At 65.6% G+C, this 24,531-nt stretch carries 24 protein-coding genes and 1 other RNA gene; 14 read left to right on the forward strand and 11 right to left on the reverse strand.

The features are described 5' to 3' along the window. Window positions 1-113: 113 nt before the first annotated feature. The 3 genes from dapD to dapE all read left to right on the forward strand — a co-directional run bounded on the left by dapD (window position 114) and on the right by dapE (window position 2,997). On the forward strand, window positions 114-959 hold the full coding sequence (gene dapD, locus XI03_RS17445; RefSeq protein ID WP_028140835.1) for a 2,3,4,5-tetrahydropyridine-2,6-dicarboxylate N-succinyltransferase: 846 nt from the start codon (window positions 114-116) through the stop codon (window positions 957-959). Window positions 960-1,180: 221 nt separating this feature from the next. Beyond that, window positions 1,181-1,834, forward strand: coding sequence for a DUF805 domain-containing protein (locus XI03_RS17450; RefSeq protein ID WP_212475046.1), 654 nt, complete (start codon window positions 1,181-1,183; stop codon window positions 1,832-1,834). Next, window positions 1,831-2,997 (forward strand): succinyl-diaminopimelate desuccinylase, encoded by a 1,167-nt coding sequence (gene dapE, locus XI03_RS17455; protein WP_271592786.1) that lies wholly within the window; start codon window positions 1,831-1,833, stop codon window positions 2,995-2,997. The genes XI03_RS17450 and dapE overlap by 4 nt, the downstream gene beginning before the upstream one ends. A gap of 132 nt (window positions 2,998-3,129) precedes the next feature. On the opposite strand, the gene truA is transcribed toward dapE, so the two are convergent. The 3 genes from truA to def all read right to left on the reverse strand — a co-directional run bounded on the left by truA (window position 3,130) and on the right by def (window position 5,472). Further along, window positions 3,130-3,867 carry a tRNA pseudouridine(38-40) synthase TruA gene (gene truA, locus XI03_RS17460; RefSeq protein ID WP_271592787.1) on the reverse strand — a complete coding sequence of 246 codons (738 nt, stop codon included), beginning with the start codon at window positions 3,865-3,867 and terminating at the stop codon, window positions 3,130-3,132. Window positions 3,868-3,873: 6 nt separating this feature from the next. Continuing rightward, window positions 3,874-4,809 (reverse strand): methionyl-tRNA formyltransferase, encoded by a 936-nt coding sequence (gene fmt, locus XI03_RS17465; protein ID WP_271592788.1) that lies wholly within the window; start codon window positions 4,807-4,809, stop codon window positions 3,874-3,876. A gap of 138 nt (window positions 4,810-4,947) precedes the next feature. Then, window positions 4,948-5,472: a peptide deformylase gene (def, locus tag XI03_RS17470; protein ID WP_028140840.1), complete on the reverse strand. Its 525-nt coding sequence runs from the start codon at window positions 5,470-5,472 to the stop codon at window positions 4,948-4,950. Between the two features lie 170 nt (window positions 5,473-5,642). Here def and XI03_RS17475 point away from each other — a divergent pair, with 170 nt between their 5' ends. Both XI03_RS17475 and XI03_RS17480 read left to right on the forward strand, forming a co-directional pair. Next, on the forward strand, window positions 5,643-6,842 hold the full coding sequence (locus tag XI03_RS17475; RefSeq protein WP_271592789.1) for a DNA recombination protein RmuC: 1,200 nt from the start codon (window positions 5,643-5,645) through the stop codon (window positions 6,840-6,842). A 148-nt stretch (window positions 6,843-6,990) separates the two neighbouring features. Beyond that, window positions 6,991-8,355: an AmpG family muropeptide MFS transporter gene (locus tag XI03_RS17480; RefSeq protein ID WP_271592790.1), complete on the forward strand. Its 1,365-nt coding sequence runs from the start codon at window positions 6,991-6,993 to the stop codon at window positions 8,353-8,355. Between the two features lie 118 nt (window positions 8,356-8,473). Here XI03_RS17480 and XI03_RS17485 read toward each other — a convergent pair whose 3' ends face one another. The 5 genes from XI03_RS17485 to ffs all read right to left on the reverse strand — a co-directional run bounded on the left by XI03_RS17485 (window position 8,474) and on the right by ffs (window position 11,904). Continuing rightward, the gene (locus tag XI03_RS17485) at window positions 8,474-8,911 is read right to left on the reverse strand and encodes a hypothetical protein (protein ID WP_018320787.1); all 438 of its coding nucleotides are present in this window, start codon (window positions 8,909-8,911) and stop codon (window positions 8,474-8,476) included. Between the two features lie 27 nt (window positions 8,912-8,938). Continuing rightward, window positions 8,939-9,541 (reverse strand): recombination mediator RecR, encoded by a 603-nt coding sequence (recR, locus tag XI03_RS17490; RefSeq protein ID WP_018320788.1) that lies wholly within the window; start codon window positions 9,539-9,541, stop codon window positions 8,939-8,941. A 1-nt stretch (window position 9,542) separates the two neighbouring features. Beyond that, the gene (locus tag XI03_RS17495; RefSeq protein ID WP_028140843.1) at window positions 9,543-9,863 is read right to left on the reverse strand and encodes a YbaB/EbfC family nucleoid-associated protein; all 321 of its coding nucleotides are present in this window, start codon (window positions 9,861-9,863) and stop codon (window positions 9,543-9,545) included. Window positions 9,864-9,891: 28 nt separating this feature from the next. Beyond that, window positions 9,892-11,712, reverse strand: a complete 1,821-nt coding sequence (locus XI03_RS17500; protein WP_271592791.1) for a DNA polymerase III subunit gamma/tau — start codon at window positions 11,710-11,712, stop codon at window positions 9,892-9,894. A 95-nt stretch (window positions 11,713-11,807) separates the two neighbouring features. Then, window positions 11,808-11,904, reverse strand: an RNA gene (gene ffs, locus XI03_RS17505) — signal recognition particle sRNA small type. Between the two features lie 182 nt (window positions 11,905-12,086). On the opposite strand from ffs, the gene XI03_RS17510 reads away from it, so the two are divergent. The 9 genes from XI03_RS17510 to XI03_RS17550 all read left to right on the forward strand — a co-directional run bounded on the left by XI03_RS17510 (window position 12,087) and on the right by XI03_RS17550 (window position 19,553). Next, on the forward strand, window positions 12,087-12,932 hold the full coding sequence (locus XI03_RS17510; RefSeq protein WP_028140845.1) for a transporter substrate-binding domain-containing protein: 846 nt from the start codon (window positions 12,087-12,089) through the stop codon (window positions 12,930-12,932). Between the two features lie 128 nt (window positions 12,933-13,060). Continuing rightward, window positions 13,061-13,723, forward strand: coding sequence for an amino acid ABC transporter permease (locus XI03_RS17515; protein WP_271592792.1), 663 nt, complete (start codon window positions 13,061-13,063; stop codon window positions 13,721-13,723). Then, window positions 13,720-14,514, forward strand: a complete 795-nt coding sequence (locus XI03_RS17520) for an amino acid ABC transporter ATP-binding protein (protein WP_028140847.1) — start codon at window positions 13,720-13,722, stop codon at window positions 14,512-14,514. The genes XI03_RS17515 and XI03_RS17520 overlap by 4 nt, the downstream gene beginning before the upstream one ends. Continuing rightward, on the forward strand, window positions 14,514-15,269 hold the full coding sequence (locus tag XI03_RS17525) for an SDR family NAD(P)-dependent oxidoreductase (protein ID WP_038947334.1): 756 nt from the start codon (window positions 14,514-14,516) through the stop codon (window positions 15,267-15,269). Before XI03_RS17520 ends, XI03_RS17525 begins: the two co-directional genes overlap by 1 nt. Further along, window positions 15,266-16,393, forward strand: a complete 1,128-nt coding sequence (locus tag XI03_RS17530; protein ID WP_038973187.1) for a muconate cycloisomerase family protein — start codon at window positions 15,266-15,268, stop codon at window positions 16,391-16,393. The genes XI03_RS17525 and XI03_RS17530 overlap by 4 nt, the downstream gene beginning before the upstream one ends. A gap of 255 nt (window positions 16,394-16,648) precedes the next feature. Beyond that, window positions 16,649-17,068 carry an HIT domain-containing protein gene (locus tag XI03_RS17535; protein WP_028140850.1) on the forward strand — a complete coding sequence of 140 codons (420 nt, stop codon included), beginning with the start codon at window positions 16,649-16,651 and terminating at the stop codon, window positions 17,066-17,068. Window positions 17,069-17,078: 10 nt separating this feature from the next. Next, window positions 17,079-18,017: an NAD(+) diphosphatase gene (gene nudC / locus XI03_RS17540; protein ID WP_271592793.1), complete on the forward strand. Its 939-nt coding sequence runs from the start codon at window positions 17,079-17,081 to the stop codon at window positions 18,015-18,017. A gap of 5 nt (window positions 18,018-18,022) precedes the next feature. Continuing rightward, window positions 18,023-18,946 carry a sugar kinase gene (locus XI03_RS17545; RefSeq protein WP_271592794.1) on the forward strand — a complete coding sequence of 308 codons (924 nt, stop codon included), beginning with the start codon at window positions 18,023-18,025 and terminating at the stop codon, window positions 18,944-18,946. Window positions 18,947-19,043: 97 nt separating this feature from the next. Next, entirely contained in the window at window positions 19,044-19,553 is a 510-nt protein-coding gene (locus XI03_RS17550) for an Lrp/AsnC family transcriptional regulator (protein ID WP_011090847.1), read from the forward strand. Between the two features lie 156 nt (window positions 19,554-19,709). Here XI03_RS17550 and XI03_RS17555 read toward each other — a convergent pair whose 3' ends face one another. The 3 genes from XI03_RS17555 to hrpB all read right to left on the reverse strand — a co-directional run bounded on the left by XI03_RS17555 (window position 19,710) and on the right by hrpB (window position 24,503). Beyond that, window positions 19,710-21,209 (reverse strand): phosphomannomutase/phosphoglucomutase, encoded by a 1,500-nt coding sequence (locus tag XI03_RS17555; RefSeq protein ID WP_271592795.1) that lies wholly within the window; start codon window positions 21,207-21,209, stop codon window positions 19,710-19,712. Between the two features lie 187 nt (window positions 21,210-21,396). Beyond that, complete coding sequence (locus XI03_RS17560; protein WP_271592796.1) at window positions 21,397-21,909, reverse strand: TIGR02281 family clan AA aspartic protease; 513 nt, start codon at window positions 21,907-21,909, stop codon at window positions 21,397-21,399. 119 nt (window positions 21,910-22,028) lie between these two features. Beyond that, window positions 22,029-24,503, reverse strand: a complete 2,475-nt coding sequence (gene hrpB, locus XI03_RS17565) for an ATP-dependent helicase HrpB (RefSeq protein WP_271592797.1) — start codon at window positions 24,501-24,503, stop codon at window positions 22,029-22,031. Between the last annotated feature and the right edge of the window lie 28 nt (window positions 24,504-24,531).

Below are 24,531 nucleotides of genomic sequence, written 5' to 3' on the forward strand. Positions count from 1 at the left end.
CCGGGACGACAGCGGAGTATGGACGACGGCGGAGTATGCCTTGACTCCGCCCGCCCAAATCCCGAAAAAGCGCCCCAATCCGTCAAATTCCTGCTTCCCCAGAGGAAATCCCGATGTCCCTCCAAGCCCTCGAATCCACCATCAACAGCGCCTTCGACGCGCGCGACGGCATCTCGACCTCGACCAAGGGGGAGGTGCGCGAGGCCGTGGACCAAGCACTGGAGATTCTGGACAAGGGCGAGGCGCGCGTTGCCGAGCGCGGCAGCGACGGCAAGTGGAAGGTCAATCAGTGGCTGAAGAAGGCCGTGCTGCTGTCGTTCCGCCTCAACGACATGGGCGTCATTCCCGGCGGATCCGGCAAGGCGACCTGGTGGGACAAGGTGCCCTCGAAGTTCGAAGGCTGGGGCGAGAACCGTTTTCGCGACGCCGGTTTTCGTGCCGTGCCCGGCTCGGTGGTGCGCCGCTCGGCCTTCATCGCCAAGAACGTCGTCTTGATGCCGTCCTTCGTCAATCTCGGCGCCTATGTCGATGAGAGCACCATGGTCGACACCTGGGCCACCGTCGGCTCCTGTGCGCAAATCGGCAAGCGCGTGCACATCTCCGGCGGCGCCGGCATCGGCGGCGTGCTCGAGCCGCTGCAGGCCGAGCCCGTGATCGTCGAGGACGATTGCTTCATCGGCGCGCGCTCCGAGGTCGCTGAGGGCGTGATCGTGCGCAAGGGCGCGGTGCTGGCGATGGGCGTGTTCCTGGGCGCCTCGACCAAGATCGTGGACCGCGAGACCGGCGAGGTCTTCATCGGCGAAGTGCCCGAATATTCGGTCGTGGTGCCCGGCGCGCTGCCCGGCAAGCCGATGAAGAACGGCCAGATCGGCCCGAGCACCGCCTGCGCCGTCATCGTCAAGCGCGTCGACGAGCGCACGCGCTCCAAGACCAGCATCAACGAGCTGCTGCGGGATTGAGTTCGGCGCACACCGCTGTCGTCCCGGCGAAGGCCGGGACCCATACTCCGAGGCCGTGGTTTGGCGAAGACTCGTCGTTCGGTACGACTATCTTCTACTGTCGATAGATCACGCGGTATGGGTCCCGGCCTTCGCCGGGACGACACCGGAGCCCTATCGAACCCACCCCCTCTCCATCGCGACCAAATATCGGGCGGCCTCGACCGCCCGGAGCCGTTCGCATGGACTGGACCTGGTATCTGTTCCGCTTCGACGGCCGCATCAACCGCGCGTTGCTGTGGCAGGCGCTGCTGATGGTCGCGCTGCTGGCGGGCTTGCTGGAGATTGCCGGTCAAGTCATCGGGATCGTCGGAGGGACGAGGTCCACCCTGAAGCTCGGAATTGAGCTCGATTTCGACTTCGGTCTCGACGGCCTCTTCAAGCTGGTCGACCCCCGCGTCTCCCACGCGCTGGCATCGGCCGATCTCGCGGGCTCGATCCTCAAGGCGTCCGGCATGGCGCTGTTCTTCTGGATCTATCTCGCGACGGCGATCAAGCGACTCCATGACCGCGACAAGAGCGGCTGGTGGATCGTTCCGTTCTTCTTCTTGCCCGGCCTGTTCAGCCAGTTCGCGGACTTGCTGCCCAAATCAAGCTGGATATTTTCGCTCAACCTGACTGCCGCACTGCTGTGGCTGTGGGGCCTCGTCGAAATGTTCTGCCGGTCCGGCACCTCGGGCCACAACCGGTTCGGCCCTGATCCGCTCCTCGATATCGAGGACAGTTCGGCATCCGCCGCCTCCCCTGCGAAAGGCTGGGACCAGAGCCGCGAGATCGAAATTGTCCCGCCCCGCGCTAGCCCACCCGGCGGCATGCATGTTAAGCGGGGCGCATGACCGATGCTCTCTCCATTGCCCGCGATCTGATCCGCTGCCCCTCGGTAACCCCTGAAGATGCCGGTGCGCTCGGGGTGCTCGAAAAAGCCCTCACCGCCGCCGGCTTCGCCTGCCACCGCGTGACCTTCAGCGAGCCCGGCACCGCCGACGTCGACAATCTCTATGCGCGGATCGGCACCGAAGGCCCGCACATCACCTTTGCCGGCCATACCGACGTGGTGCCACCCGGTGACGAGAGCGCCTGGAGCATCGGTGCGTTCTCCGGAGAGGTGAAGGACGGCGTCCTGCACGGCCGCGGCGCGGTCGACATGAAGGGCGGCATCGCCTGCTCGGTCGCCGCGGTGCTGGAGCATCTCGCCGCCAATGACGGCAAGCCGCGCAACGACGGAAAGGGCTCGATCTCGTTCCTGATTACGGGCGACGAGGAAGACGTCTCCATCAACGGCACCATCAAGCTATTGAAATGGACGGCCGAGCGCGGCGAAAAATTCGACCATTGCGTGCTGGGCGAGCCCTCCAATGTCGAGACGCTCGGCGACACCATCAAGGTCGGCCGCCGCGGCTCGCAATCCGGCACGCTTTATGTCGACGGCGTGCAGGGCCACGTCGCCTATCCGCATCGGGCCTCCAATCCGGTGCCTGACATCTCCAGGCTGATTGTGGCGATCTCCGACGAGCCGCTCGACCATGGCAGCGCGCAATTCCAGGCCTCCAATCTCGAATTCACCTCGGTCGACGTCGGTAACAAAGCGAGCAACGTCATCCCCGGCGAGGCCCGCGCAAAATTCAACATCCGCTACAACGACAACCACACCCAGGCCTCGTTGCGCGAGCTGGTCGAGACGCGACTGACAAAAGCCTGCGGCAACCGCATCAAGGCCCGCATCGTCTGGGAGCCCTCGAACTCCAACGTGTTCGTCACCAAGCCCGGCCCGTTCACTGATCTCGCGGTGTCCTCGATCGAGGAGGTGACGGGGCGGAAGCCCGAGCTGTCGACGAGCGGTGGCACGTCGGACGCAAGGTTCATTTCCAGCTATTGCCCGGTGATCGAATTTGGTCTGGTCGGCCAGACCATGCATCAGGTCGACGAGCGGGTGCCCGTCAAGGATCTGGAGAAGCTGACGCAGGTCTATCGCGGGATTTTGACGCGGTATTTCGGGTAGGTGCGGTCATTGCCAAGTATTCCGCCGTCATGCCCGGGCTTGTCCCGGGCATCCACGTACTTCAGTCCCAGCAAGAAAGATCGTGGATGGCCGGGACAAGCCCGGCCATGACGGAAGTGGCGGCATCACGCGCTAATAATCCACCTTCATCAGATACAGCCCGTCCGGCGGGGCGACGATGCCGCAGGCGGCACGGTTGCGCGCCTCTAACGCTGCGGAGAGGTCGTCGGCGGTCCAGCGGCCCTCGCCGACCCAGATCAGCGAGCCCACCATCGAGCGCACCTGGCTGTGCAGGAACGAGCGCGCCGAGGTGACGATGGTGATCTCGCGGCCGTCACGCAGCACGTCGAGCTGGTCGAGCGTCTTCTCCGGTGACTTGGCCTGGCACTCGGTGTCGCGGAACGTGGTGAAATCGTGCTTGCCGAGCAGACGCTGTGCCGCCGCATGCATCGCCTCCGCATCGAGCCGGCGCGGCACGCGCCAGGCGTGGCCGATGTCGAGCGCGAGGTTGGCGCGGGTGTTGATCACGCGGTAGCGGTAGTGGCGCTTCACCGCGGAGAAGCGCGCCTCGAACGTGTCAGGCACGATCTCCGCCTCCAGCACCGCGATCGGATGCGGGCGCAGATGCGCGTTGAGCCCATCGCGAAAACGGCCCGGCGGAAACTGCTTGTCGATATCGACATGCGCGACCTGGCCACGCGCATGCACGCCGGCATCGGTGCGGCCGGCGCCATGCACCCGCAAATCCGCGCCGGTCATCGCCTTCACGGCCGCTTCCAGCGCGCCCTGCACCGAAGGCAGCGTGTCCTGCACCTGCCAGCCGAAAAACGGCGCGCCGTCATATTCGATGGTGAGCTTGTAGCGGGGCATCGCTGATCAGTTGAACCTCGCTCCCGCCTTCAGCGGCACGCCGCGCAGGAAGTCCGCGGCCTGCATCCGGCCCTTGCCTTCGCGCTGGATCTCGATGATGCGGATGGCGCCCTCACCGCAGGCGATGGTGAGGTTGTCATCGAGCACCTCGCCCGGCGCGCCCGACCCCTTTGCCAATTCACACCGCAGGATCTTGACGCGCGCATTCTCGCTGACGCCGGCAAGCTCGGCCCAGGCGCCGGGGAATGGCGACAGGCCGTGGATGTGACGCAGCACGGCACGCGCCGGCCTGGTCCAGTCGATGCGCGCCTCGGCCTTGTCGATCTTGGCGGCGTAGGTGACACCGTCCTCGCTCTGCTTCTTGAGCTGGAGCCCGCCGCGCCCGAGCGCGGCCATCGCGCGCACCATGAGATCGGCGCCGAGGCGAGAGAGACGATCGTGCAAATCGAGTGCAGTCATGTTGTCCGTGATCGCGAGGCGCTCGGCCATGGCGACGTCGCCGGTATCGAGACCGACATCCATCTTCATCACCATCACGCCGCTCTCGGCATCACCGTCCATGATCGCACGGTTGATCGGCGCTGCGCCGCGCCAGCGCGGCAGCAGCGAAGCGTGCAGATTGTAGCAGCCGAGTTTTGGCGCATCGAGGATCGCCTGCGGCAGGATCATGCCATAGGCGACGACCACGGCGGCATCGGCGTCGAACGCGCTGAACTCGTCGAGCGCTTCCTGGATCTTCAGCGTCTTCGGCGTCCGCACGGGAATGCCGAGCTTTCGCGCAGCTTCTTCGACCGGCGTCGGCTGCAATTGCAGGCCGCGCCGCCCGCCGGGCTTCGGCGCGCGGGTGTAGACGGCGACGATCTCGTGGCCATGCGCGACGAGCTCGAGCAGCGTCGGCACGGAGAAATCGGGCGTGCCCATGAAGATCAGGCGGAGGGGCATGTGGCGAGACAATCCTCGGAAACGAGCAACGTACTCGTCATGGCCGGGCTTGTCCCGGCCATCCACGTTCTTCCGGCCTGCGGCGGCACAGAACGTGGATGTCCGGCACAAGGCCGGGTATGACGGCGGAGAACGTGGTTACTCCGCGCGCTTGGCGGCCTTCTCGAACTTCTTCATCACGCGGTCGCGCTTGAGCTTCGACAGATAGTCGACGAACAGCACGCCGTTGAGATGGTCGATCTCGTGCTGGATGCAGGTGGCATAGAGGCCTTCGGCGTCCTCCTCGTGCACCTTGCCGTCGAGATCGGTGAAGCGCACGCGCACCTTCGCGGGGCGCTCGACCTCCTCGTAATATTCGGGGATCGAGAGACAGCCTTCCTCGTAGACCGACAGCTCCTCGGACGAGGCGATGATCTCGGGGTTGATGAAGACGCGCGGAAGCGGCGTGGTCTCGCCGTTCTCGTCGCGCTTGGCGAGGTCCATGGTGATCAGCCGCAGCGGCTGCGCGACCTGGATCGCGGCGAGGCCAATACCGGGCGCGTCGTACATGGTCTCGAACATGTCGTCGGCAAGCTTGCGAATCTCCGGCGTGACCTTCTCGATCGGCTTGGAGACCAGACGCAGCTGCCTGTCGGGCAGGATGATGATTTCTCTGAGGGCCATGGCCGCGATTTAAGCCGCGCGCCGGACGCGGTCAATCCGGCCGGGAACCCCGTTAACCCCTAGCTAACCATAAAACTTGAGGTTTCGTTAACCATAAAAATTAGGGGGCTATTAACCATAACCGTTCCCTCTTCGTTCGCTAAGGTCGGCGAATCGCGCTAGAAGGGCCCATGAACGAGATCATTTTCATGCTGGCCGACTGGCCGGTGCGCACGATTGATGCCCTGATCGGCTTCGGCGCCCTTGTCCTCACCCTGCTGGTGACGATCGCCGTCGTGATCGCCCGCTCGGGCCGGCGCGGCGCGGAACTCGCGATGGCGCATGCGATCCGGGCCGACGAGCTCGAGGAGCGCCTCAGCCAGGTGCTGCACGCCCAGAGCGAATCCTCAGGGAGGGTCGACGCCATGACCCAGGCGCTGGCGGGACGCCAGGCCGAGATGGCGCGCGCGGTCAACGAGCGGCTGGATTCGGTCACCCATCGCGTCGGCCAGTCGATGGAACATTCGACCCGCAACACCATGGAGAGCCTGCGCGCGCTGCACGAGCGGCTCGGCATCATCGACAGCGCCCACAAGAACCTCACCGATCTCACCACCCAGGTGACGACCCTGCGCGACGTGCTCGCCAACAAGCAGTCGCGCGGCGCCTTCGGCCAGGCGCGGATGGAGGCGATCGTCCAGGACGGTCTGCCGAAGGGCGCCTACGAGTTCCAGTTCACGCTCTCGACCGGCAAGCGGCCCGACTGCGTCGTGTTCCTGCCAGACCAGCGCCCGCTCTGCATCGACGCGAAGTTTCCGCTGGAGGCGATGACGGCGCTGCACGACGCCCGCACCGACGAGGAGAAGCGCGTTGCCACGCAGCGGCTGCGCGGCGACGTGATGAAGCATGTCAGCGACATCGCGGAAAAATATCTTGTCACCGGCGAGACCCAGGAGATGGCACTGATGTTCGTGCCGTCGGAATCGGTCTATGCGGAAATCCATGACGGTTTCGACGACGTGATCCAGAAGGCCTATCGCGCCCGCGTGGTGCTGGTGTCGCCCTCGCTCTTGATGCTGGCGATCCAGGTCATGCAGCAGATCATGAAGGACGCGCGCATGCGCGATGCCGCCGACCAGATTCAGACTGAAGTGATCAAGCTCGGCGACGATCTGGGTCGTCTCAGGGATCGCGTGGTCAAATTGCAGAAGCATTTTTCCGATGCGAACGAGGACGTCCGCCAGATCCTGATTTCCGCCGACAAGATCGAGAAGCGTGCAGGCCGGATCGAGGAACTCGATTTCAGCAAGGCGGACGCGCCGGCCGAGGGACCGCGGCTGATCGCGGGCGCGGGCGAGCTGTTTCCGCGGAAGCTCCAGGCGGGGGAGTGACACCGTTTCGTCATGGCCGGGCTTGTTGTTTGTCCCGGCCATCCACGGACTTTTCAACGGCACCAAGAACGTGGATGCCCGGGACAAGCCCGGGCATGACGGGATTTGTGGCAGAGGCATCACCCCCAGAATCTGCTAACACCGCCCCATGACCGCTCCCGACGTGACCTCCCCCGCCGCGACCTCCGTCCCTGCGCCCTCCTGGCGCGACAGCCTTGCCGTGTACCTGCAGCCCCGGGTGCTGATCGTGCTGTTCCTCGGCTTCTCCTCGGGGCTGCCGCTGGCGCTGTCGGGCTCCACGCTGCTGGTGTGGATGCGCGAGGCCGGGGTTGACCTGAAGACGATCGGGCTGTTCGCGCTGGTCGGCACGCCCTACACGCTGAAATTCCTTTGGGCGCCGCTGGTGGATGCGCTGCATGTGCCGCTGTTCACCCGCGCGTTCGGGCGGCGGCGCGGCTGGCTGGTGTTTTCGCAGCTGCTGCTGATCGTCGCGATCCTGCTGCTGGCGATGACCGACCCCGCGCGCTCGCCGTTCTACGTCGCGCTGGGCGCGCTGCTGGTGGCGACGACGTCGTCGACGCAGGACATCGTGGTCGACGCCTTCCGCGTCGAGAGCCTGCCGGAGAGCGAGCAGGCCGCCGGTATGGCGGCTTACGTTGCGGCCTACCGCATCGGCATGCTGGTCTCGACCGCGGGCGCGCTGTTCATCGTCTCGGGCTTCGAAGGCACCGGCATACCCCGCACCTCGGCGTGGATGTGGGGCTATGTGGTGATGGCCGCGATGGTGCTGATCGGCACGATCACCGCGCTGGCCGCGACCGAGCCGGCGCAATCCGCACAGGCGGAAGCTGCGACACAAACCGAGACCGCATTTGCGCGTGTGTTGAGCGCGGCGATCGGCGCGTTCTCCGAATTCCTGTCGCGCAAGGACGCACTCGCCGCGCTCGCCTTCGTCGTGCTATTCAAGTTCACCGATGCCTTCTCGGGCACGATGACGGCGCCGTTCGTGATCGACCTCGGCTTCACCCGCAACGATTATGCGGCGATCGTGAAGGGCGTCGGCCTCGCCGCCACCCTGATCGGCGGGTTTGCCGGTGGTTTCGTCGCGCGGCGCTATCCGCTGGCAATGTCGCTCTGGATCGGTGGCGTGGTGCAGGCGCTGGCCAATTTGTCCTTTGCCTGGCTCGCAGTGGTCGGCACCAATCAATGGGCGCTGGCGCTCGCGATCTGTGCCGAGAACTTCACCAGCGCCATCGGCACCGTGATCTTCGTGGCCTACCTCTCGGCGCTCTGCCAGAACCCGCTGCACACGGCGACGCAATATGCGCTGCTCACCGCGCTCGCGGCGGTGGGGCGAACATATCTGTCGTCGAGCGCGGGCTATGTCGCGGACACCACGGGCTGGCCGCTGTTCTTCGTGATCTGCGTGCTGGTGGCAATCCCGAGCCTGGTGCTGCTCGCATGGCTGCAGAAGCGCGGACATTTCGAGGCGCTGGGGCCGGTGAGGGTGTGACGCTCTGTAGGGTGGGCAAAGGCGCACTTGCACCGTGCCCACCATCGTTCCAAGCATTCGACACAGGCGGTGGGCACGCTTCGCTTTGCCCACCCTACGGCATCTCGATCTGATCCCCCTACTGCTTCTTGATCAAGCTCCACTTCGTGATCACGGCTTCGCTCATCTGGCCGGGATCGCTGGCGCAGGCGACTTCGTCGACCTTGACCGAGATTTCCTTGCCGACGAACGTCTTCAGCTGCGCGGCCTGCGCATCGCCGCTCGGAACGAGCTGGAACGTCTCGGGCCCGGTCTCGAGATTGCACAGCCCGTTCGGCGGCGGCAGGCGGCGCGGCTCGGACGTGATCTGGTAGGTCGCAACCCGCTTGCCGGCATTCTTGACGTCGCGCACTTTCAAGGCATTCAACTCGCCGGACAACACCTCGCCGGCGTTGATCGGCTTGCCGGGCTTGGACGGCGGCGGCGCCCCGTCGTCCTGCTGCGCTGAGATGGCCGGGCTCGCCAGCAGCATCATCGTCGCGACCAAAGCCAAGCGTGTGGCGAAAAGTTTCGTCATGTCGTCCGTTCCGTAAAGTCTGGATGGCTAGAACAGGGTACGCTGCCGCATCGCGGCCGATAGCGTACCTTCATCGAGATAATCAAGCTCGCCACCGACAGGCACACCATGGGCCAGCCGGGTTACTTTTACGTTGGCGTCCTGGAGCAGGTCGGTGATGTAGTGCGCCGTGGTCTGGCCGTCCACCGTGGCATTCAGCGCCAGGATGATTTCGTGCACCCGAGAATCATGCGCGCGCGCGACCAGCGCGTCGATGGTCAGATCCTGCGGGCCGACGCCGTCGAGCGGCGACAATGTCGCGCCCAGCACATGATAGCGACCCTGGGTCGCATTGGCCCGCTCCAGCGCCCAGAGATCGGCGACATCGGCGACGACGACGATGATGGCGTCATCGCGCTTGGGATCGGTGCAGACGGTGCAGGGATTTTGCGTATCGATGTTGCCGCAGGTCTTGCAGACCTGGACCTTGTCGAGCGCGACCTGCATGGCCGAGGCCAGCGGCATCATCAGCGCTTCGCGCTTCTTGATCAGATGCAGCGCCGCGCGCCGCGCCGAGCGCGGACCGAGGCCCGGCAGCCGCGCGAGAAGCTGCACCAGCCGCTCGATTTCGGGACCTGCAACCGCGCCCATCTTACTGGCCGAACAACCCCGGCGGCAGGCCGAGCCCGCCGGTCAGCGACTGCATCTTCTCCTGCATCGCGGTCTCCGCCTTGCGGCGCGCATCACCGAGCGCGGTGACGAGCAGATCTTCCAGCACTTCGCGCTCTTCCGGCTTCATCAGCGAGGGGTCGATCTTGATACCCTTGACGTCCATTTTCGCGGTCATGCGCACCGCGACGAGGCCGCCGCCGGAGATGCCCTCGACTTCCACGTTGGCCAGCTGCTCCTGCATCTCCTGCATCTTGGATTGCAGTTGCGCCGCCTGCTTCATCATGCCGAGAAAATCAGCCATCGGTGCTCGTCCTTGGAAAAAGATGGGCTCAGAGATCGTCGCCGTCGGAACCGTCGGGCGGATCGTCACTGCCATAGTCAGGGTTTATATTGGCTTCCGGCGTCTCGGGGGCAAGCCTGCGGACCTCGACAACCTTGGCGCCGGGGAAACGCGACATCACCTCCCGCACGCGCGGATCGGCCTCCGCGGTACGGGCATGCTCCTGCTTCGCCGCCTGGTTCACCGAGCGCAGCGTCGGCTGGCCCTGCTCGTTGGAGACGATCACCGTCCAGCGGCGGCCGGTCCACAGCTCGAATTTCTTGGCAAGCTCGGAGATCATGGTCTTGGAGGCGTTCGGCTCGAGCGCGACCTCCAGCCGGCCCTCCTCGAAACGGACGAGGCGCATGTCGCCCTCAAGCGCGCTCTTGGTCATGATGTCGCGCTTCTGCCCGGCGAGCGCGACGAGCTGGGTGAAGCTCGTGACGCGCAGCTGGGGCACCGCCCCTTGCGGATCCGGCGCGGGCGCCGCCATCTGCGGCCGCGCGCCGCCACCGCCGAACGAAGGCGGCGACGAGGTCGGCATGCGAACAGGCGCTGAGGAGGCCGTCGGCGCGGCCGGCGCGCTGCGTGCAGCACCGCCGCCGCTCGCGACCGGCGAGCCGCCGCCGTTCTGCTCCAGCATCCTGATCGCTTCGTCCGGCGTCGGCAGGTCGGCGACATAGGCGATGCGCACCAGCACCATCTCGGCGGCCGCAGCCGGGCGCGTCGCGGCCTGCACCTCGGCAATGCCCTTGAGCAGCATCTGCCACATCCGCGACAGCACGCGCATCGAGATCTTTGAGGCGAAATCCTTCGCACGCACGCGCTCAGTCTCACCATAGGCGACGTTGTCGGCAGTCGCCGGCACGATCTTCACGCGGGTGACGAAATTGACGAATTCGGCAAGGTCCGAAAGCACGACGATGGGATCGGCGCCGACATCATACTGGTCGCGGAACTCCTTGAACGCGGCGGCGATGTCGCCGCGCGCCAGCGAATCGAAGAGATCGATGATGCGGGTGCGATCGGCCAGCCCGAGCATCTGCCTGACCGCGTCGGCCTTCACGGCGCCTGCCGCATGCGCGATCGCCTGGTCGAGCAGCGACAGCGAATCACGCACCGAGCCTTCGGCGGCACGCGCGATGATGCCGAGCGCTTCGGGCTCGATCTCGACGTTTTCCTTCCCCGCGATATTGGCGAGGTGCTTCATCAGCACGTCAGCCTCGACCCGGCGCAGGTCGAAACGCTGGCAGCGCGACAGCACGGTGACGGGAACCTTGCGGATCTCGGTGGTTGCGAACACGAACTTGGCGTGCTCCGGCGGTTCCTCAAGCGTCTTCAGGAAGGCGTTGAACGCCGCCGTCGACAGCATGTGGACTTCGTCGATGATGTAGACCTTGTAGCGCGCGCTGGCCGGCGCGTAGCGCACGCTGTCATTGATCTGGCGGACGTCGTCAACGCCAGTGTGCGAGGCCGCGTCCATCTCCAGCACGTCCATGTGCCGGCTTTCCATGATCGCCTGGCAATGCACGCCCAGGGTCGGCATGTGGATGGTCGGACCCTTTACCGAACCATCAGGCATCTCGTAGTTGAGTGCACGGGCCAGAATGCGCGCGGTGGTGGTCTTGCCGACGCCGCGGACGCCGGTGAGGATCCAGGCCTGCGGAATGCGCCCGGTCTCGAACGCATTTGAGACGGTGCGGACCACCGCTTCCTGGCCGATCAGATCGTCGAAACTGGAGGGACGGTATTTGCGCGCCAGCACCCGGTACGGCGCATTGCCGGCCGGGCCGGCGCTGTCGGGGTTGGGAGGGGCGCCAGCGTCGTTCATCGGTCGATCCGCAATGAAATGTCTCTTGGCCGGCTTTTGCGGATAGGAGCGCGCTGGCGGCTGATGCCGCCGGCGCTGGTTCGCTCGAAAAACAGGTAGGAGACTGACGAGCGACCCGATCCGGACCTCGTTAGGGCTGCTTCCTTCCGGACCTGACCCGGTTGGCGAGTGGCTCGTCCACCGCCAATCTCCCGGTCCCTATTTGGGGCCAAAAGGGGCGGAAAGCAAGCGGCTATCGCCCCTGATCGACGGCGCCTGCCCAGCATCCGGGCAATTCCCGATCTGCCCAGCCGATAGGCTGTGCTTTCACTGAAAGTGCGACCTTGGTATGAACCTGACGGAACCTGTCCCAACCAGAAAAGCGATTGATCCCAATGGTTACACGTCGTGATGTTGCATCGATTGTCGGACTTGGCGCGATGACCGCGGCCGCGCTGGCTTCGCCGGCCGTGGCCCAGACCGCCGATCCGAACGAATCGACCTTCGCCCGCATCCGCCGCACCAAGAAGATGCGAATCGGCGCGGTCGGCGGCGGCGCGCCCTATTACATGAAGGATCTCTCCAGCGGCCAGTGGAAGGGCTTCTACATCGACATCGCCAAGGGGCTCGCCGACGACATGGAGGCCGAGCTCGAGATCACCGAGACGACCTGGGGCAATTCGGTGCTCGACCTGCAGGCCAACAAGATCGACATCTTCTTCGGCCTCAACCCGACCCCGAAGCGCGCGCTGGTGGTCGACTTCTCGGTGCCGGTCTTCAACAACGCCTTCGCCATCCTCTGCAAGAAGGACTTCAAGCCGAAGAGCTGGGCCGAGCTGAACTCGCCCGACATCAAGATCGCGGTCGACCAGGGCTCCTCGCACGATCAGGTCGTTAGCCGCCTGACGCCGAAGGCGCAGATCACGCGGCTGAAGACGGCGGACGACGCCACCGCCGCGCTGCAGACCGGCCGCGTCGATGCGCAGTGCCTGATCACCATGCTGTCGCTGACCGTGCTGAAGAAGAACCCCTCGCTCGGCCAGCTCGTGCTGCCGACGCCGATCTTCGCAACGACCTCGAATGCCGGCTTCCGCCGCGAGACCGACAAGACCTGGCGCGATTACGTCAACACCTGGATCGACTTCAACAAGGGCCTCGGCTTCATCCGCAACGCGATCATCACCAACATGGAGCTGGTGGGCGTGACCGAAGCGGACATTCCGCCGGGCGTTTCGTTGTAAGTTTCCACTTTCGTCATTCCGGGGCTCGCGAAGCGAGAACCCGGAATCTCGAGGTTCCGGGTTCGATGCTTCGCATCGCCCCGGAACGACAACGCCAGCGGCCAAGGCGTACGACGAGTAACATACGCATGTATCAGTGGGACTTCGGCATCCTCTGGAGCTATCGCTGGCTGTTTCTCAACGGACTCGGCGTCACCGTCGGCTTCACCGTCGTCATCGTCGTATGCGGGCTGCTGTTCGGCCTGTTCGGAGCATTCGGGACCCTGTCGCGCTTCAAGGCGCTGCGTCTTCTCGCGCTCACCTTCATCGAGGCGTTCCGCTGCACGCCGATCCTGGTGCAGCTGATCTGGTTCTATTACGCGCTGCCGATCCTCGCCGGCGTCGAGATGACGCCGATCACGGCCTCGGCGCTGGCGCTCTCGCTCTATGGCGGCTCGTTCTATTCGGAGATCATCCGCGGCGGCATCATCTCGATCGACCGCGGCCAGTCCGAAGCCGGCGCCGCGCTGGGCATGACGCCGATCCAGACCATGCGGCGCATCGTGCTGCCGCAGGCGATCAAGCGCATGATCCCGGCGCTGACGAACCAGTCGATCATCCAGTTCAAGAACACCTCGCTGGTCTCGGTGCTGGCGGTGCCCGACCTCGTCTATCAGAGCCAGGTCGCCGCCCATGACAGCTACCGGCCGCTGGAGACCTACACCGCGGTTGCGGTCGCCTATGCGGCGATCCTGATCCCGCTCACCATCCTCGTCCGCCGCGGCGAGAAGCGACTGGCGGTCAGCGAATGAGCGAGACGCAAAAGATCGAGATCCGCAGCCTTCGCAAGAGCTTTGGCAGCAACGAGGTTTTGAAGAACATCAATCTCGACGTCGCCAAGGGCGGCGTCGTGGCGTTGATCGGCCCGTCGGGCTCCGGCAAGTCGACTCTGCTCCGCTGCATCAATCTGCTGGTCGTGCCCGATGGCGGCAGCGTCCGCGTCGGCGACACGCGCTTTGCATTTGGTGAAGGTGCAAAACTGCCTGATGTGAAGACGCTGGCTAAATTTCGCGCTACCACCGGCATGGTGTTCCAGCATTTCAACCTGTTCCCGCACATGACGACGCTTGAGAACGTGATGGAGGGACCGGTTACGGTGCGGCGCATGGCCAAGGCGGACGCGGAGACGCTCGCGCGTGCCCAGCTCGCCAAGGTCGGTCTTGCCGAGAAGGCCGACCAATATCCGGCGACGCTGTCCGGCGGACAGAAGCAACGCGTCGCCATCGCCCGCGCGCTGGCGATGGAGCCCGATGTGATGCTGTTCGACGAGGCCACCTCTGCGCTCGATCCTGAATTGGTCGGCGAGGTGCTGAGCGTGATCCAGCAACTGGCCTCCGAAGGCATGACCATGGTGATCGTGACCCACGAGATCGCCTTTGCCCGTGAGGTCGCCGACCGCCTCATCTTCATGCGCGACGGTGTCGTGGTCGAGGAAGGCCCGGCGCGGCAGGTGATCGACAATCCCAGGGAAGCCGCCACGCGTGCCTTCCTCAGCCATTTCCACCGCACCGGCGCGCTGCCGACGGCCACAACGGCATCGTGATGTCCGATATCAACCGCGTCTATCTCGTCACCGGTGCCGCCAGCGGCATCGGCCGTGCCACCGCAAAGCTGCTCGCGGCGCCCGGCACCGCACTTCTGCTCCACACGCGATCGAACGCGGAAGGTCTTCAAGCCACCGCAGTGGACATTGAAGCGAAGGGCGCCGTGGCCGCAAAATGCCTCGGCGACCTCGCCGAGGAGAGCGCGGCCACCGTCGCCATCGCCGCCGCGAAAGCCGCCTTCGGCCGGCTCGACGGATTGATCCTGGTCGGCGGCCATGCCCGCCGCGGCAGCGCGATCGGCACGCCGGCCGATCAGTTCCGGCAGGCGATGGACGAGTCGGCGCTGGCCTTCACGCGTCTTGTTGATGCCGCGCTCCCACTGCTGCGCGCGGGGCATGATGCACGGATCGTCGCCGTGTCCTCCTTCGTCGCACATGCGATCCGGCCCGAATTCGCACCGTTCGCGGCAACGGCCGCGAGCCGTTCCGCGCTGGAAGCCTTGGTGAGGCTGACCGCGATCGAGCTCGCCAGCGACGGCATCACCGTCAACGCGGTGTCGCCGGGCCTCATCATCAAGGACAAGCCGGGCGAGAGCCGGCTGTCGCCCGAGCAGATCGCGGCGACCGAAGCGCTGATCCCGATGCGCCGCCGCGGGCGACCGGAAGAGGTCGCCGAGATCATCGCCTTCCTGGCATCCCCCAAAGCATCCTACGTCACCGGCCAGGTCTGGCACGTCAATGGAGGCCTGACATGAGCGAAGCGACCGTCGAACGTCTCAGGCTGTTCCTGATCGAAAGCCCGATCAAGATGGCGCGCCTGCAGGGCGTCGGCAACGTCAAGGGCACGGTGAAGCGCGTGCTGATCGAGCTCACCGCGAGCGATGGCGTGATCGGCTGGGGTGAAGCCGCGCCATGGGAGGTGTTCACGGGAACGCCGGAAGCCGCGTTCGCCGCGCTCGACATCTATCTGCGTCCCATCGTGCTCGGCAAGCCGGTGCGCCGGATCCGCGCGCTGATGACAGAGCTCGACCGCGCGCTGGTCGGCCATGCCGAGGCCAAAGTTGCCATCGAGATGGCGCTGCTCGACATCGTCGGCAAATCGTCGGGGCTGTCGGTTGCCGACCTGCTCGGTGGCCGCGTGCGCGACACGATTCCCCTCTCCTTCTCCATCGCCGATCCGGATTTCGCCGCCGACCTCGAGCGCATGCGAAAGATGGTTCCGGACGGCAATGTCATCTACAAGGTCAAGACCGGCGTGAAACCGCACCGCGAGGATCTCGATCATCTCGAGGCGATCCGGAAAGAATTCGGCGACAAGGTCGATCTGCGCGTCGACTACAACCAGGCACTCGCGCCATTCGGCGCCATCAAGATCTTGCGCGATGTCGAAGAGTTTGCGCCAACCTTCATCGAGCAGCCGGTGCCGCGCAAATACCTCGACGTGATGGCGCAGCTCACCGCCGCGCTGGAAACGCCCGTGCTCGCCGACGAAAGCTGCTTCGACCGCCGCGACATGATGGAAGTGGTGCGCCGCGAAGCCGCCGATGCCGTTTCGATCAAGCTGATGAAGGCCGGCGGCCTGTTCGAGGCGCAGGCGATCATGGCGATCGCCGACATCGCCGGGCTGCCCGGCTATGGCGGCACGCTGTGGGAAGGCGGCATTGGGCTAGCCGCCGGCACGCAGCTGATCGCGGCGACGCCGGGCATCTCGCTCGGCTGCGAATTCTACATGCCGCACCACGTGCTGACCGAGGACGTGCTGGAAGAGCGCGTCGCCAACCGCGCCGGCCATGTCGTGGTGCCCGACGGGCCCGGCCTTGGCATTCGCGTCAGCGAAGCCTCGGTCCGCGCCAATGCGCGGGTGCTGGCGGAGGCGTAGTTTCCGTCATTCCGGAGCGCGCGCAGCGCGAGCCCGGAATCCATAACCACAGGGCGAGGTTGGTGCGCGAGCCGGCAACCACGAGTCTTCGCCACACGACTGCCTGTGGTTATGGGTCCCGGATCTGCGCTTCGCTTGTCCGGGACGACGACCGCGTATGCGGTGACAGCGGGGCGCCATCCTTCCCCTCAGGGAATCCCTATCGTATGGTCGTGCCCAACACGCCCGAACCCACCGGGCCATCCGGAAACGCATATGCCCGAACCCGCCTGGTCGCTGCACTCCCGCCTGAAAGAGGACACCATCGACATCGGCGATCTGCCGCTGTCGAAGGTGCTGGTCATCAAGGACGCGCATTATCCCTGGCTGCTGCTGGTGCCACGGCGCGCTGACGCGGTCGAAATCATCGATCTCGACGAGGTGCAGCAGGCGCAGCTGATGACGGAGATCTCCCGCGTCTCGCGCGCGCTGAAGGAGATCACCAGATGCGACAAGCTCAATGTCGCGGCGCTCGGCAACCTCGTGCCGCAGCTTCACGTTCACATCATCGCGCGCCGCACCAGTGACGCGGCCTGGCCGCGGCCGGTCTGGGGCGTGATGCCGCCATTGGCGCATGACGCCGCAGAGGTTCAGAATTTCATCAGCGCGCTTCGCCGCAAGATCTGGTTGGGTTGAAAGAACGATAATGTCAGCATTCAACGCATTTCCGCTGGGACAGCCGGCCTTCGTCACCAACATCCTCGATCGCGCCGCGCATCTGCGCCGCGACGACCAGAAGCTGTTCGCGATGGAGCAGAAGCCGACCTCGCGCGCCTATGTCGTTTATCGCGACTCGCTCCTGGTCAAGCGCGAGGGCGACAAGATTCGCGCGCTGCTCTCGATCGACGAGGCGCTGAAGTGCGGCGCCAATCCCGGCACGATCTTCCTGGGGCTGCGGGACGGCGCCGCGATATTCGGCATGGGCCTGTCGCAGGCCGCCGCCGAGAAGCTGGTGGGACGCGAGGACTACACCGTGACCGAGCTGCGCGGCATGGCGATGCAGGGCGCGATTCCTCCCGACCAGCTGTCGGCGATCGCGATGGCGAAGTCTATGGTCGGCTGGCACCAGCGCCACGGCTATTGCGCCAATTGCGGCTCGCGCAGCGCGATGAAGGAAGGCGGCTGGAAGCGCGAGTGCCCGGCTTGCAAGGCCGAGCATTTTCCGCGGACCGACCCTGTCGTGATCATGCACGTCGCCTCCGGCGACAAGTGCCTGCTTGGCCGCCAGAAGCAGTTTCCGGCAGGGATGTATTCCTGCCTCGCCGGCTTCGTCGAGGCCGCCGAGACCATCGAGGACGCGGTGCGCCGCGAGATCCTGGAAGAATCCGGGATCCGCTGCACCGACGTGCAATATTACATGACGCAGCCCTGGCCCTATCCATCGTCGCTGATGATCGGCTGCAGCGCGCGAGCTGTGAGCGAGGACATCGTCGTCGATCACTCGGAGCTGGAGGATGCGCGCTGGTTCACGCGCGAGGAGGCAGCCCTGATGCTGACGCGGACGCATCCGGACGGGCTCGCCGGCCCGCATCCCTTCGCCATCGCCCATCATTTGCTCGGCCGCTGGGTGCACGACAAGAGCTGAGCCCGATGGCTGCATCCGGGATCGCGCCGCGCATGCTCTGCATCGGCATTCCCGTGCGCGACCTCACCTTTCGGGTCGAGTCCGTGCCGGCGCGCGGCAGCAAGGCCAACGCCAGCCACCTCGCCGAGATCTGCGGCGGCAACGCGCTCAATGCCGCGATCGCGATTGCGCGGCTTGGTGGTCACGTCTTCTTCGCTGGCCCCATGGGCGATGCACGGGAGACATCGAGCGGCTTCATCCTCGACCAAATGGCGCAGGAGGGCATCGACACCACGCATATCGTGCGCATGCCTGATATGACCACGCCGGTCTCGGCGATCATGATCGAGCCCTCGGGCGAGCGGACGCTCACGATCTATCGCGATCCCGGCCTGTGGCGCGTGAAGCTGCCCAATGCCGACGAATTGCTGGCCGATTGCCGTGCGGTCCTCGTCGAAAGCCGCTGTGCCTCATTCTGCGTTGATCTCTGCGCCGAGGCCCGGCGACGCGGCATTCCCGTCATCGTCGGCGTCGATCGCGCGATGTCGCTGCAGGACGGCCTGCTGACCGCCGCCTCGCATCTGCTGTTCGCCAGCGAGCAGGTGCAGGAGACCGCCGGCATCGCCGACGACGCCAAGGCGTTGCAACGCCTGGCCAGGCTGACGCCGGCCTTCCTTTCCGCGACCCGCGGTCCGCTCGGTACGATCTGGCTGAACGAGGCAGGCGAGCCGGAAGAGACGGCGGCCTTCCCGGTCCAGGCGGTCGATACGCTCGGCGCCGGCGACGTCTTTCATGGCGCCTTCGCGCTTGGCCTCGCCGAGGGTAAGGGGGTGCCGGAGGCGCTGCGATTCGCCGCGGCCGCTGCAGCACTGAAATGCACCCGCCATGGCGGCGGCATGGCTGCACCCCAACGTATTGAAGTTGAAGGGTTTTTGCGAGGGAGGCCCTAGAGCAATTCCATTAATGAGCCGAGATTATGGGCTTGCTGGGGAAAGATTTTCTCTATATCAGGGAAATCAGCCCCTGAAATGGAACAAAGTTCTTCAAATGACCGACCTCGCCGTCCAGATCCCCGAGACCAGCCGCCGCCTCGATGCCATCGACCGCAAGATCCTAATGGTGCTGCAGGAGGATGCCTCCCTGTCCGTCGCCGAGATCGGCGACCGCGTCGGCCTGTCCTCGACCCCCTGCTGGAAGCGCATCCAGCGCCTGGAGGCTGACGGCGTGATCCTGAAGCGGGTGGCCCTGGTCGACCAGAACAAGATCGGGCTCGGCATCTCCGTGTTCGTCTCGGTGGAGAGCTCCGACCATTCCGACGCCTGGCTGAAGAAATTCGCCGAAGCCGTCAGCGCGATGCCCGAGGTGATGGAGTTCTATCGCATGGCCGGCGACGTCGACTACATGCTGCGCGTCGTGGTCGCGGACATGCAGGCCTATGACGTGTTCTACAAGAAGCTGATCAGCGCCGTGCCGCTGAAGAACGTCACCTCGCGCTTCGCGATGGAGAAGATCAAGTCGGTGACGGCGCTGCCGATTCCGGCGGTGGTGGCGGCTTAGCTGCTCGACGGAGGACGACGCTCCTTCGGCAATCGTCATGGCCGGGCTTGTCCTGGCCATCCACGTCCTTGCATTCGCGCAAGAGGAGAGGCGTGGATGCCCGGGACAAGCCCGGGCATGACGGCGGAGATAGCGGCGTCCAGTATCTGAAACTGCTCAAATCGTCTGATTGTACTCGCCGACCTCGGGATGCGTACGCAGCACGCTGTTCACCATCTCGAACATGTCGTGCATGCGCTGCTCCGAGACCGGACTCTCGACCACGACGACGAGCTCGGGCTTGTTCGAGGAGGCGCGCACCAGGCCCCAGCTGCCGTCCTCGACCGTGACGCGCACGCCGTTGACGGTGACGAGATCGCGGATCGCCTGTCCCCCGATCCTGGCGCCCTTGGCCTGCAAGCCCTCGAAATGCTTCACCACCTGGTCGATGACGCCGTACTTGGTCTCGTCGGCGCAATGCGGCGACATGGTCGGCGACGACCATGTCTTCGGCAGCGCGTTCTTCAGGTCCGCCATCGACTTGCCCGGCGCGCGGTCGAGCATGTCGCAGATCGCGATCGCCGACACCAGGCCGTCGTCATAGCCGCGTCCATACGGCTTGTTGAAGAAGAAATGGCCGGACTTCTCGAAGCCCGCCAGCGCGCCGGTCTCGTTGGTGCGGCGCTTCATGTAGGAATGGCCGGTCTTCCAATAGGCGACCTTGGCGCCCTGCTTCTGCAGCACCGGATCGGTGACGAACAGGCCGGTCGACTTCACGTCGACGATGAACTGCGCGTCCTTGTGGATCGCCGACATGTCGCGCGCCAGCATCACGCCGACCTTGTCGGCAAAGATCTCCTCGCCGGTATTGTCGACGACGCCGCAGCGATCGCCGTCACCGTCGAAGCCGAGGCCGACATCGGCCTTGTGATGCAGCACCGCATCGCGGATCGCGTGCAGCATCTCCATGTCTTCGGGGTTCGGATTATATTTCGGGAAGGTGTGGTCGAGCTCGGTGTCGAGCGGGATCACTTCGCAGCCGATCGCCTCCAGCACCTGCGGCGCGAAGGCGCCGGCGGTGCCGTTGCCGCAGGCCGCGACGACCTTGAGCTTGCGCTTGAGCTTCGGCCGATTGGTGAGATCGGCGATGTAGCGCGCCGGGTAATTCTCGTGGAACTGGTAGGAGCCGCCGGCCTTGTTCTTGAAATCGGCATTGAGCACGATCTCCTTGAGCCGCGTCATCTCATCGGGGCCGAAGGTCAGCGGACGGTTGGCGCCCATCTTCACGCCGGTCCAGCCATTGTCGTTGTGCGAGGCCGTCACCATCGCAACAGCGGGCACATCGAGATCGAACTGGGCGAAATAGGCCATCGGCGTCACCGCGAGGCCGATGTCGTGCACCTTGCATCCCGCCGCCATCAGGCCGGAGATCAGCGCGTATTTGATCGAGGCCGAATAGCCACGGAAGTCGTGCCCGGTGACGATCTCCTGCTTGACGCCGAGCTCGGCGATCAGCGCGCCCAGCCCCATGCCGAGCGCCTGCACCCCCATCAGGTTGATTTCCTTCTGGAACAACCAGCGCGCGTCGTATTCGCGAAAGCCCGTGGGCTTCACCATCGGCTCGGATTCGAAGGCGTAGGTGTTGGGCAGAAGGACGGATTTCGGCTTCGGGAACATTGAGACGGTCTCGTGAAGGGCGGGAATTGAGGCAGCCTTAGCGAATGCAGGGCCGCAGCGGAAGGCGGGAATGAAGGCTTATGGCCGATAATTGCGGCAGTTTGGTAACGAAGAAACGTTACCGCGAGGGCGGTCGAGGCAAATAGCTATCTTGAAATGGACGGCGCTTGATCGCGAAAGGCTCCGCCTACTGCTCCAGCACCATCTGGCCGTTGGAATATTCGAAGCGCTTCAGGCGGGACAGGAAGGAGAGCCCGAGCAGGTTCTCCGACAGCGCCTCGTCGGGCAGCACCATGGCGTCGACGTCGCGCACGACCAGACCGCCAACCTCGAGCATCGCGATGCGGGTGCGCGCGGCCTTGATGGTGCCGTTGGCGGTGGAGACGGTGGCGTTGTAATCGCTGCGCGAAGGACGCAGGCCAAAGCGGGCCGCCGAGGTCTCATTCAGCGCAACCACGGAGGCGCCGGTGTCGAGCATGAAGCCGATGCGCTGACCCTCGATCCGGCCTTCGGTCTGGAAATGACCGCGGCCATCGCGGGAAATGGCGAGGCTGCGGCCCCCGGCGGGCGCAGTGGCCGCGACGGCGACCGTGGTGCGCGGCACCGAGCTTGCGGAGGCGGAGCTCATCTTGTCCGCCATCTGCGCCATGAACGTGCCGAGGCCGATCATGACGGCTGCGATGATCATAATGTTACGCATCACACCACTTCCGAGCCGGAAAGCTCGATTTCAACACGCGGTACGCCAGGCCGCGAGCATTGCTGCGGCCAGAGCGATGCTATTTTGACGAAAAGGATGAGCGGACGGTTAATGCGCCCTCACGTCCCGCGCGGCTTGGCCCGCCTGGTCGGCACCGCGCTGGCCGGATCGTCCGGCCAGGGATGGCGCGGATAGCGGCCGCGCAGGTCGGAACGGACCGCGGCGTAGCTGCCGCGCCAGAAACCGGGAAGGTCGCGCGTCACCTGCACCGGGCGCTGCGCCGGCGACAGCAATTCCAGGACCAGCGGCACCTTGCCGGCGGCGATCGAGGGATGGCTGTTGAGGCCGAACAATTCCTGCAGCCGCACCGCGATGGTCGGCCCCTGCTCGGCCTCGTAGTCGATCGCGAGCATGCTTCCGGTCGGCGCCTCGAAATGCGTCGGCGCCTCGCGCTCGAGCCGCGCGCGCATCTCCCACGGCAGCAGCGCCATCAGCGCGTCGGAGAGATCGCCGGGCGAAATGTCCTTGAGCGCGATCTTGTCGTAGAGCGCCGGCACCAGCCAGTCGTCGCGGCGCGCGATCAATCCCTCGTCGGACAGGTCGGGCCAGCTGTCGCCCTCGGCCTTGCGCAGGAACATCACCCGGTCGCGCCATTGCTTTGCAGCCTTCGACCAGGGCAGCCGATCGAGGCCGGCGGCGATCAATCCATCCGCGAAGATACGCGCGGTATCCTCGGAGGGCGAGACGGCAAGTGTCGCTTCGGCCAGTGTGATCGCATGCAGCACGCGCTTGCGCCGCGCGCGCAGCGCCATCGCGCCGCGGTCGAACGAAATCTCGTCGGCGCTCTCGATATGCTCGGCGAAATGCCGCTCGATCTCGCTCTCAGTGATCTGCGCGGCGAGCAGGATACGCCCGCTCGCCGCCGTCCCGGTCATCTCGCCGATCGCGATGTAGGGCGCGCGGGCGAGCGAGGAGGTCTGCTCGACGGCGGCGCCGCGGCCGTTGGCCAGCACGAAACTGCCATTGCCGCGATTGCGTGCGACGCGATCGGGGAAGGCATAGGCGAGCATCAAGCCGGTCGAGAGATCATCCTGCGGCCCGGCCTTCTCCGACGCCGCCACTTGCGAGGCCCAGCGCCGCGCCAGATCGCGCGCGCTGGCGGCGCGCGGCGAACGGTCGCGGCGAAACTGGTCGCGCCGCTGCTCGAGATCGACGCTGTCGCCGCCAAGCCCGCGCTCGGTGATGATGGCCGCGATCTCGGCGGCGGCTTCGCCCTCGCCTGCGCGATGCGAATCCACGATCATGCGCGCCAGCCGCGGCGGCAGCGCCAGTGCACGCAGGCTTTTTCCCTCTGCGGTGATGCGGCCATCGCCATCGAGTGCGTTGAGCTCGGAGAGGAGGCTTTTTGCCTCTTTCCACGCGGGCGCCGGCGGCGGATCGAGGAACGACAGCGCGGCGGGATCGCTCACGCCCCATTGCGCGAGATCGAGCACCAGCGAAGACAGGTCGGCGCTCAAAATTTCCGGCTGGGTGTAGGGCGCGAGCGAAGCCGTCTGCGGCTCGTCCCAGAGCCGGTAGCAGACACCCGGCTCGGTGCGGCCGGCGCGACCGCGGCGCTGATCCACTGCCGCACGCGCGGCGCGCACGGTCTCGAGCCGCGTCAGCCCGATGTCGGGCTCGTAGCGCGGCACGCGGGCAAGACCGGAATCGACCACGATGCGTACGCCTTCGATCGTCAGCGAGGTCTCCGCGATCGACGTCGCCAGCACCACCTTGCGCATGCCTTTGGGTGCAGGCGAAATGGCGCGATCCTGCACGGCGGCATCGAGCGCGCCGAACAGCGGCACGATCTCGATCGAGGCGTCTTGCACGCGCTCGCCGAGGAAATTCTGGGTGCGGCGGATTTCGGCGGCGCCCGGCAGGAACGCCAGCACCGAGCCGCTGTCGGCACGCAGCGCCGAAGCAATCGCATCCGCCATCTGCCGCTCGATGGGCGCATCCGCCTTGCGGCCGAGATAGCGCGTCTCGACGGGGAAGGCCCGCCCCTCGCTCTCGACGACGGGCGCTTCCCCAAGCAGCCTTGCGACGCGCGCGCCATCGAGCGTCGCCGACATCACGAGGATGCGCAGGTCTTCGCGCAGACCGGTCTGCGCATCGCGCGCCAGCGCGAGGCCCATATCGGCATCGAGCGAGCGCTCGTGGAATTCGTCGAACAGGATGGCGGCAACGCCTGACAGCTCGGGATCGTCGAGGATCTGGCGGGTGAAGATGCCTTCGGTCACCACCTCGATGCGCGTGGTGCGCGAGATCTTCGAGCCGAACCGGACGCGATAGCCGACGGTCTCGCCGGCGCGCTCGCCCAGCGATTTGGCCATGCGGTCGGCGCTGGCGCGCGCCGCGATACGCCGCGGCTCCAGCACGATGATCTTCTTGCCCTTCGCCCAGGGCGCATCGAGCAAGGCCAGCGGCACGCGCGTGGTCTTGCCGGCCCCGGGCGGCGCCACCAGCACGGCGGCATTGCTGGACTCCAGCGCGCGCGACAAATCGTCGAGCACGGCATCGATCGGGAGGGGTGTGTCGAAACTGCGGGGCAAGATCTCGCATCCGTCATCACCCGCCTTG

The organism is Bradyrhizobium sp. CCBAU 65884, from assembly GCF_028128835.1.
Classification (GTDB): Bacteria; Pseudomonadota; Alphaproteobacteria; order Rhizobiales; family Xanthobacteraceae; genus Bradyrhizobium; species Bradyrhizobium ottawaense.

Coding starts and splice junctions, on each gene's coding strand:
- XI03_RS17510 (WP_028140845.1), top strand. CDS start 12,087: ATGGTTACACGTCGTGATGTTGCATCGATTGTCGGACTTGGCGCGATG.
- recR (WP_018320788.1), bottom strand. CDS start 9,541: ATGGGCGCGGTTGCAGGTCCCGAAATCGAGCGGCTGGTGCAGCTTCTC.
- dapE (WP_271592786.1), top strand. CDS start 1,831: ATGACCGATGCTCTCTCCATTGCCCGCGATCTGATCCGCTGCCCCTCG.
- nudC (WP_271592793.1), top strand. CDS start 17,079: ATGTCAGCATTCAACGCATTTCCGCTGGGACAGCCGGCCTTCGTCACC.
- truA (WP_271592787.1), bottom strand. CDS start 3,867: ATGCCCCGCTACAAGCTCACCATCGAATATGACGGCGCGCCGTTTTTC.
- def (WP_028140840.1), bottom strand. CDS start 5,472: ATGGCCCTCAGAGAAATCATCATCCTGCCCGACAGGCAGCTGCGTCTG.
- XI03_RS17555 (WP_271592795.1), bottom strand. CDS start 21,209: ATGTTCCCGAAGCCGAAATCCGTCCTTCTGCCCAACACCTACGCCTTC.
- XI03_RS17515 (WP_271592792.1), top strand. CDS start 13,061: ATGTATCAGTGGGACTTCGGCATCCTCTGGAGCTATCGCTGGCTGTTT.
- XI03_RS17535 (WP_028140850.1), top strand. CDS start 16,649: ATGCCCGAACCCGCCTGGTCGCTGCACTCCCGCCTGAAAGAGGACACC.
- XI03_RS17500 (WP_271592791.1), bottom strand. CDS start 11,712: ATGAACGACGCTGGCGCCCCTCCCAACCCCGACAGCGCCGGCCCGGCC.
- XI03_RS17545 (WP_271592794.1), top strand. CDS start 18,023: ATGGCTGCATCCGGGATCGCGCCGCGCATGCTCTGCATCGGCATTCCC.
- fmt (WP_271592788.1), bottom strand. CDS start 4,809: ATGCCCCTCCGCCTGATCTTCATGGGCACGCCCGATTTCTCCGTGCCG.
- XI03_RS17480 (WP_271592790.1), top strand. CDS start 6,991: ATGACCGCTCCCGACGTGACCTCCCCCGCCGCGACCTCCGTCCCTGCG.
- XI03_RS17560 (WP_271592796.1), bottom strand. CDS start 21,909: ATGCGTAACATTATGATCATCGCAGCCGTCATGATCGGCCTCGGCACG.
- XI03_RS17530 (WP_038973187.1), top strand. CDS start 15,266: ATGAGCGAAGCGACCGTCGAACGTCTCAGGCTGTTCCTGATCGAAAGC.
- XI03_RS17475 (WP_271592789.1), top strand. CDS start 5,643: ATGAACGAGATCATTTTCATGCTGGCCGACTGGCCGGTGCGCACGATT.
- XI03_RS17520 (WP_028140847.1), top strand. CDS start 13,720: ATGAGCGAGACGCAAAAGATCGAGATCCGCAGCCTTCGCAAGAGCTTT.
- XI03_RS17550 (WP_011090847.1), top strand. CDS start 19,044: ATGACCGACCTCGCCGTCCAGATCCCCGAGACCAGCCGCCGCCTCGAT.
- XI03_RS17485 (WP_018320787.1), bottom strand. CDS start 8,911: ATGACGAAACTTTTCGCCACACGCTTGGCTTTGGTCGCGACGATGATG.
- XI03_RS17495 (WP_028140843.1), bottom strand. CDS start 9,863: ATGGCTGATTTTCTCGGCATGATGAAGCAGGCGGCGCAACTGCAATCC.
- dapD (WP_028140835.1), top strand. CDS start 114: ATGTCCCTCCAAGCCCTCGAATCCACCATCAACAGCGCCTTCGACGCG.
- XI03_RS17450 (WP_212475046.1), top strand. CDS start 1,181: ATGGACTGGACCTGGTATCTGTTCCGCTTCGACGGCCGCATCAACCGC.
- XI03_RS17525 (WP_038947334.1), top strand. CDS start 14,514: ATGTCCGATATCAACCGCGTCTATCTCGTCACCGGTGCCGCCAGCGGC.